The sequence below is a fragment of the Streptomyces silaceus genome, assembly GCF_001419745.1.
Lineage (GTDB): Bacteria > Actinomycetota > Actinomycetes > Streptomycetales > Streptomycetaceae > Streptomyces > Streptomyces silaceus.
In genome coordinates, this window is record NZ_LIRJ01000121.1 from 1 (window position 1) to 9,421 (window position 9,421).

Here is a 9,421-nt window from a genome sequence, read left to right on the forward strand (position 1 = left end):
GCGCGGCCCTCGCCGAGCGCGTCCGCCGCGCCCGTGCGCTCCAGGATCTCGTCGAGGGAGGGCCGGGCCGCCGGATCCTTGCGCAGGCACATGCCGATCAGCTCGGCGAGGTTCTCGGGGATGCCCTCCAGGTCGGGCTCCTCCTGCGCGATGCGGAACATCAGCGCGTGCACCCCGCTGTTGGCGGTGCCGAACGGCAGCGCGCCCGACGCCGCGTAGGCGAGGACGGAGCCGAGGCAGAAGACGTCGCACGCCGGGGTGATGCGGTCCCCGCGCACCTGCTCGGGCGCCATGAAGCCGGGCGAGCCGACCAGCGCGCCGGTGCGCGTCAGGCCGCCGTCGGTGACCGTCTCCAGGGCCCTGGCTATGCCGAAGTCGATGACGCGCGGGCCGTCGATCGTGATCAGCACGTTCGACGGCTTGAGGTCGCGGTGGACGATGCCCGCCGCGTGGATGTCCTTGAGCGCGCCGGCGAGCCCCGCCGCGAGGACGGTCACGGACCGCTCGGGCAGCGGTCCGTGGCCGTGCGAGACGACGCTCTGCAGGGAGGGTCCCGCGACGTACCCGGTGGCGACCCACGGGATCACCGCCTCGGTGTCCGCGTCCAGGACGGGCGCCGTCCACGCGCCGCCGACCTGCCGCGCCGAGCGCACCTCCTGGCGGAAGCGGTTCCTGAACTCCTCCTGCTCGGCGAGCTCCTGGCGGACGAGCTTGACCGCGACCGTGCGGCCCCGCCCCGACCGCGCCAGGTAGACCTGCCCCATGCCGCCGGCACCGAGCCGCGCCAGCAGCCGGTACGCGCCGATCCGCTGTGGATCCCCGGGCCCGAGCTTCTCCATCGCCGCACCGACCTCCCCCATTGGTGTGCAACAGAGTGAGGAGTGTACTGGCCGTTGACACGGTCTATACGCGCACTTCAGCAGTCCCGGAAGTCCCCCGCAAGAGGGGCGGGGGCACCTTGCTCATGACGCCCCGCCCGCAGTATCGCCGTGGGTGGTCCTCGCAGTGCGGTCGACCGAGCGACTGGCACGCAGGGCGCGGCGGATTCGTGCCCCCTCGTCGCAGGTCTTCATGGCCTGGCAGACCCGGCATCCGTCGATGTGCGCGAGGAGGACGTTGTACGCCTCCTGCGCGCGGCGCTCCCCCTCGTGCTCGGAGACATGCGCGGTCACTGGTCGGCCTCGCTGAGCGCGGCGTGGCCGACGGTGACGAGGCTCTCGACGGCGGACAGTTCGCACAGGTCGCCCTCGAACCGGGGGAGCACCACCCAGTAGGTGCCGGGCGGCTCCGTGCGGGTGAGCCTGGGCACTCCCATGTGTGTGTCCGCCCCGAGGCGAGGGGCGATGTCCTGGTGCCGCCACCTGCTCCGTTCGATGGGCCGCATCAGGGCGTAGTACGTGCCGCCCATCGTCCGGCCGTCGTAGATCACGGGGCCACGGAGGAGCCGCCCGAGGCGCGCGGCGATCTCGTCGGGTACGGCGGATCGCAGCGCGGCATGGACGAGACGGTCCGGCAGGCGGACCGCGTCGAAGCGCAGACCCAGCGGCAACAGGGCGACACCGGTGTCGGCCCACTCGCGCCGTGCTTGTTCGGGTGCTTGCAGGGTGCGCGCGTACCAGTCGGCGATGGCTTCTTCTGTCTTCTGCGCATGCACGTCTCGCAGTGCTCTTCCCTCTTGAGGGGGGAACGAGTTCGGATCTACGACGTCCACGGTGGCTCCCACTACGCTTGGTTGCCGGTCATCACCCCTTGACAGTAGGCAGCGGTGATCGTCTCCAGAAGTGACCGTGCGTACGGGTAAGTGCCCGCTGAATGCGGGCAAGGGGGCCACATGGAGCACCACACGCGGTCAACCCTGACCGGCGGTCAGGGAAGGCCTGAACGCGTTCGTGCGGGCATCATCTCGGGGTACGTCTTCCGCCTCATCCGCGAGCAGTTGGGCCACACGCAGGACGCCTTCGCCGAGACATTCGGCGTCTCGGTGGACAGCATCGCGGGGTGGGAGGCAGGGCGGCGGCCGCTCACCTCGGTGCCGGTCGGCCAGATGCTCGTACACCGACATCGCCTGATGACGCTGGGTGCCGCCGCTGCCCTGCTCGTGACCCTTGAGCGAGCCATGGAAGCCGACGTCCTGCTCGCGAGCGCTCTGGACGAAGAGGCGCCCGTCGAGGCCGGTCCGCTCGGTGCCTGCGTCATGCGAAGGGACTTGGTCGAGATCCTGACCTGGCCGCTCAACGGGGTGGCACCCGTGCCGGTCCGCAATCTGCCCGCGCCGAAGCGCCCACGGCGCGGCCCGGTGCCCACGGCTCCGGACCTTCCCGCCGAGGACCGCTCACGGTTCTTCACACGGATGCGGGAGACAGCGGAACAGGCGCGGGGCGGGGAAAACTTCCTGCTGCGGCGCCAGGCCCTGTACCTGGCGGGGTTCGACGACGACACCGATACGTCCGACTGGCTGGCCCACCAACAGAAGCTCGCGCGCCCCGACGACTGGCTGACCCGTTGGCTCAACTCCCGCTCGGTCGCGGCCGTTGAAGCCCGGCACGGCGATCGGGAGCGGATGGCGCAGTTCATCACGCGCACACTCGGGCGTGACGACGCTGCCGAGGCGGCGAACCTCAACTACTGGGCGTACTGGCTCGGCGAGACTCCCCACATCCAGCTGTCGGACGACTTCATCGCTTCGCCCACGCCGGGCCTGTGGCACGGCGCCCGCATGCTCGACCACCTCGTACGCGGGCTTACCCCCCAGCACGGATTCTTCGATCTCAACGTCCATACCCTGTGGGCCCTGCTGGCGGCGCGCCCCGACCTGTTGCGCGCGCGATCCACGGCGGGGACGGCTCTACGCGCCCGGCTTCCCGTGATGTTGGATGACGTCCAGCTCTCCACGCGGGCAAGGCGAGAGCTGGAGGGCATTCGGTACGCAATCCGCCTCGCCGAGGCGTGAAAGGGGACACCGTGGCTGACCAGGACCTTACAGAGGTGGCCCACTTCCTGTGGGAGGCAGGCACTCTGAAGACCGCGCGCCGAACGGGCTGGTGGATGGCGGGCGTCCGAGACCCGGAGAGCGTGGCCGAGCACGCGTGGCGCACTTCCGTGATCGCCTCGGTCATCGCCACCCTTGAGGGAGCCGATGCTGCGCGTGCCGCACACATGGCGGTCTGGCACGACTCCCAGGAGACACGAACAGGCGACGTGAACCACCTGGGCAAGAAGTACGCGGCCCCCGGCGCCCCCGAGGCGGTGACCGCGGACCAGACGGCCGGCATGCCCGAGGTTCTGCGCACCGCTGTGCGTGCCGTGGTTGCCGAGTACGAGGCCAAGGAGACGCCCGAGGCCATCTGCGCCCGGGATGCCGACAAGCTGGAGTGCATGCTTCAGGGCCTGGAGTACAAGAACCAGGGACACGTCGGCGCCCAGCGGTGGATCGACAACAGCCGCGCGCGCATCGTCACGGAGTCGGGCCGGCGGCTGGCCGATGAGCTGCTTGCCCAGACTCCCTTGGAGTGGCTGCGCGCCGCCATGGGGGAGAAGAGCTGACCTGAGGCGGCCGTGCAGGCCGGACGACTCAGTGGCAGTCTGCGCATGCGTCCGTCATCCGTAGCTCTCAAGACTCACTTTGGCTGCTACCTCGAATTCATGCAGCCGCTCGTCGATGTAGTCGGCCTGAGCGGCAAGCCCGCGCGGAAAATCGTTCAATGGCTGCATGAACTGTGGGTCGATCCCCGTGATCGACACCGTTGTGCTGGTGACTTCCGGGTTCCAGTACTCGCGTGTTCGCCATGCCCAGTGATCGAGTGCCTCATGGAGCCGGGAGGCTGCGGCTACTACTGCCGGTGAGCCTTCGAGGCGGAGCAGGGAATACGCACCTGACTCCGCCTCCCGGGCGGTCTGCACCGTGTCATGATCTGCCGCGCGTTCGTCCTCATCCGTACCGAACTCGGACTCGGACAAGCGGTCTACGTCCATGGCGGCGATCGCGGAGCCGAACTCCTGCGCGGCACGCAGGTAGTTGGCGTAGGCATCGCGGCGCATCTCCCGGCGCCACTGCTGATGCTGCCCACGCAGGTGCACCCTGCCGCCTGCCAGGGCGGCGAGGATCGCCCCAGCTGCGCCGATGACGGTCCCCAGCAACGCGGCAACCGCACCGAGGACCGCGACCTCTCCTGTGCTCACGGCCAGAGTGTGAGCCGACGGGTGCGGGCACGCCAGTCCCTCGGCACCACCTTGCGGGCACGTACGAGAGGCGTGCGATGGTGGCCGTCACTCGGCCCCGTAAGGGCAGCGCGGCCCTACGACACGGTGGGCCGGACCGGTCTCTACGGTTCCGTAACGGGTTCCGGGGCGGTGTCGGAGAGGGCGTCCATGGCCGTCGCGAGGCGTTCCAACACCCGTACGGTTTCCTTGAACTCGTCCTCGCCGAGCGCGGCCGAGAGCCGGCCGGCGAGCTCCGCGTGGCCCGGGTCGATGCGTGCCACGGCCGCGCGCCCCCCGTCCGTGGGGCGCAGCAGTTTGGCGCGCCGGTGGGCCGGGTTGGGCACGTACTCGGCGAGCTCCTTGCGCACGAGGAGGTCCGCGACGCGCTGCACGCTCTGCCGGGTGATGCCCATCGCGCGGGCGATGCCCGCGACCGGCAGCGGCTCGCGCAGCACCGCGCCGAGCACCTGCCACCAGGCGGCGGTCAGGCCCGCGGGCCCGGCCAGTTCCTCGGAGGTGGCGAGGAACTGGCCGTTGAGGCGGAAGACGGTCAGGGCGGTGCGGCTGAGCAGGTCCTGCTGGTCGCGGCGCTCCGCGGGCTCCTCGGCCCGCTCCGCGGCACGGTCGGTGTCGGTCATCGTCCGTGCCCCGCTCAGGAGTTGAGCGTCTCGAACGCCGCCGGGTCCGAGTCGTGGAACAGGCGGTACCAGGCATCCAGCTTCTCGGCGTCGAAGACGTCGCCGAGCCGTCCGAAGACCTCCCGCGCGAACGCGACCGGCTCGGTCGGGCCCGCCGTGATCAGGTCGCCGTCGGTGACCGCGTCCGTCTCGACGTACCGCTCGCCGCCCTTGTAGCCGGTGGCCGCCAGGTACATCGACGCGGCGCTGGTGTGCGCGCGGTCGTCGAGCAGGCCCTCGCGGGCGAGCCCGGCCGTGGCGCCGCAGATCGCGGCGACCGGCACCCCGGCGTCGAGGAACGCACGGGCCGTGCGCGCGAACGGCGCCAGGTCGTCGCCCGCGTCCCACAGGTCGGCGCCCGGCAGGATCAGCAGCGAGCTGTCCTCGGGCCGCAGCTCCTCCAGCGTCAGGTCCGCCTGGATGCGCAGGCCGCCCATGGAGACGACCGGGGCGGCGGAGGGCGCGACCGTGCGGATCTCGTACCCGAAGCGGGTGAGCCAGGCCGTGGTGTGGCCGGTCTCCCAGTCGGCGAGCGTGTCGTAGACGGCCAGGTGCGCGGGCTTGCGGTGCATGACGACCTCCTGCGGTGGGCGAGTGGTGCGTACGTAAGCATGCTGTCAAAACGACAGTATGCTGTCAATAGATTCCCCGTCGATCCCCCGGCGCCCCCGGCTCCGCTTTCGTTAACGTCCACGAGGGGCGGCCTTAACCCGCCCGTCCCTAGCGTCCTCGGCATGGACAGCACACTGACCCTCAGCGCCCATCTGGGCCTCGACCTGGCCGCCGTCTCGCTGCTGACCTTCGGTGTCTTCTATCCACGGCACCGCAGGCGCGAGCTCGTGCCCGCGTACCTCGCCCTGAACGTCGCCCTGTTCGCGGTCGTCGCCGGGCTCGGGACCGTCGGCGGCGACGGCGGACTCGCCCTGGGCTTCGGGCTCTTCGGAGTGCTCTCGATCGTGCGGCTGCGCTCCGACGCCCTGCAGCACCAGGAAGTGGCGTACTACTTCATCACCCTGGTGCTCGGCCTGCTCTGCGGACTCCCGGCGCTGAGCCTGCCCGTGGCGGGGCTGCTCGCCGCCGTGCTGCTCCTGGTGATGTACGGCGCCGACCACCCCCGGCTGTTCGCCCGCGACCGGCGCGCGGTCGTCACCCTGGACACCGTCCACCGCGAGGAGGACCCGCTGCGGGCCGACCTGGAGCGGCGCCTCGGGCGGCCCCTGGGCTGGACGGTCCAGGAGATCGACTACGTACGCGACCTCATGGTTCTGGAAGTCCGCTTCCGGCAACCGGAACCTTCCCCGCGTTCTCGGGAGTTGACGGTACGACGACGCACGACCCGGTCCAACACGATCGCCCCCGGCCAGCAGAAGGAGACCGTGTGAACCCCGCCGTACGCGCCATCGGCCGCGCCGCCCTCGCCGCGCACCCCATCGCGCTTGACGAGGTCAACGCCAGGGCGGAGCTGCTCGCCCGCTACGACAACAGCTACCTCGTGCCCGTGGAGATCTTCGAGGATCTCGCGGCCCTGCTGACCGACCCCCGTCGGTCCGGCGGCCCCTTCCGGGCACTGAGCATCGGAGGAAAACGGTGGTTCCGCTACCACTCGACGTACTACGACACCCCGGAGCTCGTGACGTTCCACGACCACCGGCAGGGGCGGCGGCTGCGCTACCGCATCCGTGAGCGCGTCTACCAGGACAGCGGCGAGCGCCAGTTCGAGATCAAGCTCAAGAGCGACCGCGGCGAGACCGTCAAGCACCGCCAGCGCCTGGAGGGCGACGACCACGTCCTGGACGCGGCCCGGCGCGGCTTCCTCACCGGAGTGCTGCGCGGGTCGTACGGCATCGACGCGCCGGGCGGCCTCACCACCTCGCTGGTCACGGAGTACCAGCGGGCCACCTTCGTCGCCGACGGGCAGCGCGTCACGTGCGACGCCGGGCTCGTCGTGCGGGACACGGTGACCGGCCGCAGCGCCGCCGCGGACTCCGGGCTCGTCCTCGTGGAGACCAAGACCAAGGGCCACCTGACCGAGGCCGACCGCGTCCTGCACCGCTACGGCGTGCGGGCCGCCGACTTCACCAAGTACTGCGGCGGATACGCGGCGGTGCGCCCCGAGCTCGGCATCAACAAGTGGGCCCGTGCGGTCAGGACGGCGTTCCCCCGGGCGCAACGGGAGGAAAGCGCAGCGTGACCCGGGCGCCCTCGGGCGTGCTCCGCGTCGCGAAGCTCCCCCGCGCCTCCTGCGCCGTGCGCCGGGCGATGTCCAGGCCGAGGCCCGTGGAACCGGCGCCGCTCGTGCCCCGGTCGGGCGAGGTGGCGTCGGGGAAGCCGGGGCCCTCGTCGGCCACGGTCAGCTCGGCGCCGCCGTCCCCGGTGGCGCGGACCGTGACGGTGAACGCGGTGCCGTGAGGGGTGTGGTCCAGGACGTTGCCGATCAACGCGTCCAGCGCCGCCGCCAGTTCGTCCGCGGGCACCGGCACCGGAACCTCGTGGGACGGCGTGGAGGTGCCGGTGCGGCGGTTCTGGTCCTCCGCCAACGGCTCCCAGAACGCGGCCCGTTCCCGGGCCACCGCCGCCAGATCCGCGCGCGGCGCCTCCCGCAGGGGGCGCCGCGCCTTGCGGATCACGTCGTCGACGCTGCGCTCCAGGGCGGAGACGTCCGCGGCGATGCGGCGGGCCTCGTCCGTGTCGCGCAGGGTCTCCGCGTCCAGGCGCAGGGCGGCCACCGGGGTGCGCAGCCGGTGCGCCAGGTCGGCGGCGTTCTCCCGCTCGGCGGTGAGGAGTTCGTCGATGCGGGCGGCGAGCCGGTTCAGCTCGCCCGCGATCAGCCGCAGCTCGGGCGGGCCCTCGGGCGTGGCGCGGGCCGTCAGATCGCCGGCCGCCAGCCGGTCCGCGGTGCGGGCCAGGCGCCGGGTCGCGCCGACCAGACGGGACCCGAGGCGGTCGGCGAGCAGGAGGCCCAGCAGGACGAGCCCCACGCCGATACCGGCGAGGACCAGCCAGGACGCGAGCGTGCCCGCGTACAACTGATGCTCGGTCAGGGTCACTTGCACCACCGCCGTGCCGTCCTTGGCGCCCTGCACGGGGACCAGCACCAGACGGCCGCCGGAGCCGGTCTCGTACGTGAAGGCGCGGCCCGTGCGGGCGAGGCGGACAGGGGCGGTGGCGGCGGGGTCCTGCCCGGCGGCCGGGCCGACCACGGTGTCGTCCGCGAGGATCAGCGAAGTGACCGGCAGATCCTTGCCGTTGACGCTCTCCACCGTCTGCTCGGCCGTCTCCCGCTCGTCGGCGGTGGCCAGCGTGGGCCCGAGGGCGTGCGCCACCCACTGGGCCCGCGCGGTCGCCTCGGCGGTGGCGCGGTCGGCGGCGTGGCTGCGGGTCAGCAGGGTGAGCGGGACGAGGAGGGCGGTGAGGACGAGGGCGGTGGTCGCGGCGGTCAGGAGCAGCAGGCTGCGGCGCATCAGTCGGCCTCGGCGGCGGGCGTGCCGTCGGGCGCCGCCAGCTTGACGCCCACCGTGCGGACCGTGTGGAGGTAGCGGGGGGCCTGGGCCGTCTCGCCCAGTTTGCGGCGCAGCCAGGAGAGATGGACGTCGACCGTCTTGTCGGCGCCGCCCAGCGGCTGCTGCCAGACCTCGGCGAGGAGTTCACGGCGCGAGACGACCTGGCCGGGGCGGCGGGCCAGATAGACGAGCAGGTCGAACTCGCGGGGCGTGAGGTCGATGTCCGTGCCGTCGAGGGCGACCTCGCGGGCCGCCGGGTCGATGGTGAGGGCGCCCACGCGCAGCGGCTCCTCCGTCTCGGCCACCCCGAGCCGGCGGAGCACCGCCTTGACCCGCGCGTCCAACTGGGCCGCGCCGAACGGCTTGACGATGTAGTCGTCGGCCCCGGCCTCCAGGACCGTGACCATCTCCGGCTCGTCGTCGCGCGCCGTCGCCACGATGACCGGCACGTCGCTGACCGCCCGCAGCATGCGCAGCACCTGGGCCCCGTCGACGTCCGGCAGACCGAGGTCGAGCACCACCAGATCGGGCCTGCTGGTCATCGCCGCGTCCAGGCCGGCCATGCCGCTGGGCGCGGTCGCCACCGCGTGTCCCTTGTCGCGCAGGGCCCGCACGAGCGCGCCGCGGAGCTGGGGGTCGTCCTCGACGACAAGAAGATGCGCCATACAACCACCGTAGTCAGGGGCGGGGGACGGGCTTTGGCGGGGTCTTGACCGGACGTTAGGAAACGATGCGGCACAGTGGCGGGATGAGGAAGTGGCGGAGCGCCGTGGTGACCGCGGCCTGGGTGGCCGTGGGGACGGCGGCGGGGGCGCTGGGCGCCTGGCAGTTGGCCGGTTCGGACAGTGCGGGCGAGACGGCGCACAGCAGGCCGCTGGACGAGGCGGCGGTACGGAAGGCGCTGGCGGCGGCCTCGAAGTCGGCGGGGCCGGGATCGGACCCCGGGGACTCTCCCGAGCCGTCCTCCGGCGCCTCGTCCGGCACGCCGGCCGACCCCTCGGCCACGCCGGGCGACCACCCCGCCCCTGTCCCTTCTACACATCT

The 9,421-nt window shown here is 72.1% G+C and carries 11 protein-coding genes and 1 pseudogene; 4 read left to right on the top strand and 8 right to left on the bottom strand.

Annotated features, from left to right (window positions below; translation table 11 throughout):
• Positions 1–839: serine/threonine-protein kinase (locus tag AOK22_RS13560; protein ID WP_157872234.1), on the bottom strand; the 839-nt coding region annotated here is incomplete at its 3' end.
• 329 nt (positions 840–1,168) lie between these two features.
• Positions 1,169–1,654, bottom strand: a complete 486-nt coding sequence (locus AOK22_RS13570) for a hypothetical protein (RefSeq protein WP_055698884.1) — start codon at positions 1,652–1,654, stop codon at positions 1,169–1,171.
• A gap of 177 nt (positions 1,655–1,831) precedes the next feature.
• On the opposite strand from AOK22_RS13570, the gene AOK22_RS13575 reads away from it, so the two are divergent.
• Complete coding sequence (locus AOK22_RS13575) at positions 1,832–2,950, top strand: helix-turn-helix domain-containing protein (RefSeq protein ID WP_055698885.1); 1,119 nt, start codon at positions 1,832–1,834, stop codon at positions 2,948–2,950.
• Between the two features lie 11 nt (positions 2,951–2,961).
• Positions 2,962–3,543 carry an HD domain-containing protein gene (locus AOK22_RS13580; protein WP_055698894.1) on the top strand — a complete coding sequence of 194 codons (582 nt, stop codon included), beginning with the start codon at positions 2,962–2,964 and terminating at the stop codon, positions 3,541–3,543.
• Positions 3,544–3,597: 54 nt separating this feature from the next.
• Here the strand turns inward: AOK22_RS13580 and AOK22_RS13585 are convergent, their stop codons facing one another.
• The 3 genes from AOK22_RS13585 to AOK22_RS13595 all read right to left on the bottom strand — a co-directional run bounded on the left by AOK22_RS13585 (position 3,598) and on the right by AOK22_RS13595 (position 5,449).
• Positions 3,598–4,179, bottom strand: coding sequence for a hypothetical protein (locus tag AOK22_RS13585; RefSeq protein ID WP_157872233.1), 582 nt, complete (start codon positions 4,177–4,179; stop codon positions 3,598–3,600).
• Between the two features lie 143 nt (positions 4,180–4,322).
• A complete protein-coding gene (locus tag AOK22_RS13590; RefSeq protein WP_055698887.1) occupies positions 4,323–4,838 on the bottom strand; it encodes a MarR family winged helix-turn-helix transcriptional regulator in 516 nt (171 codons plus the stop codon).
• A 14-nt stretch (positions 4,839–4,852) separates the two neighbouring features.
• The gene (locus AOK22_RS13595; RefSeq protein ID WP_055698888.1) at positions 4,853–5,449 is read right to left on the bottom strand and encodes a DJ-1/PfpI family protein; all 597 of its coding nucleotides are present in this window, start codon (positions 5,447–5,449) and stop codon (positions 4,853–4,855) included.
• Positions 5,450–5,611: 162 nt separating this feature from the next.
• On the opposite strand from AOK22_RS13595, the gene AOK22_RS13600 reads away from it, so the two are divergent.
• Both AOK22_RS13600 and AOK22_RS13605 read left to right on the top strand, forming a co-directional pair.
• Positions 5,612–6,259, top strand: a complete 648-nt coding sequence (locus AOK22_RS13600; protein WP_055698889.1) for a DUF4956 domain-containing protein — start codon at positions 5,612–5,614, stop codon at positions 6,257–6,259.
• Positions 6,256–7,068 (top strand): VTC domain-containing protein, encoded by an 813-nt coding sequence (locus AOK22_RS13605; RefSeq protein ID WP_055698890.1) that lies wholly within the window; start codon positions 6,256–6,258, stop codon positions 7,066–7,068. The genes AOK22_RS13600 and AOK22_RS13605 overlap by 4 nt, the downstream gene beginning before the upstream one ends.
• On the opposite strand, the gene AOK22_RS13610 is transcribed toward AOK22_RS13605, so the two are convergent.
• From AOK22_RS13610 to AOK22_RS13620, 3 genes and pseudogenes are all read right to left on the bottom strand, one after another.
• Positions 7,022–8,338 carry a sensor histidine kinase gene (locus AOK22_RS13610; RefSeq protein ID WP_055698891.1) on the bottom strand — a complete coding sequence of 439 codons (1,317 nt, stop codon included), beginning with the start codon at positions 8,336–8,338 and terminating at the stop codon, positions 7,022–7,024. The genes AOK22_RS13605 and AOK22_RS13610 overlap by 47 nt on opposite strands.
• A complete protein-coding gene (locus AOK22_RS13615; protein WP_055698892.1) occupies positions 8,338–9,042 on the bottom strand; it encodes a response regulator transcription factor in 705 nt (234 codons plus the stop codon). Before AOK22_RS13615 ends, AOK22_RS13610 begins: the two co-directional genes overlap by 1 nt.
• Before the next feature lie 55 nt (positions 9,043–9,097).
• Positions 9,098–9,421 (bottom strand): annotated as a pseudogene (locus AOK22_RS13620) (hypothetical protein); the annotation flags it as partial.

What these genes read in the sequence shown, in the direction of transcription:
- AOK22_RS13575 (WP_055698885.1), top strand. Translation starts at nt 1,832, where the DNA reads ATGGAGCACCACACGCGGTCAACCCTGACCGGCGGTCAGGGAAGGCCT.
- AOK22_RS13590 (WP_055698887.1), bottom strand. Translation starts at nt 4,838, where the DNA reads ATGACCGACACCGACCGTGCCGCGGAGCGGGCCGAGGAGCCCGCGGAG.
- AOK22_RS13595 (WP_055698888.1), bottom strand. Translation starts at nt 5,449, where the DNA reads ATGCACCGCAAGCCCGCGCACCTGGCCGTCTACGACACGCTCGCCGAC.
- AOK22_RS13600 (WP_055698889.1), top strand. Translation starts at nt 5,612, where the DNA reads ATGGACAGCACACTGACCCTCAGCGCCCATCTGGGCCTCGACCTGGCC.
- AOK22_RS13610 (WP_055698891.1), bottom strand. Translation starts at nt 8,338, where the DNA reads ATGCGCCGCAGCCTGCTGCTCCTGACCGCCGCGACCACCGCCCTCGTC.
- AOK22_RS13615 (WP_055698892.1), bottom strand. Translation starts at nt 9,042, where the DNA reads ATGGCGCATCTTCTTGTCGTCGAGGACGACCCCCAGCTCCGCGGCGCG.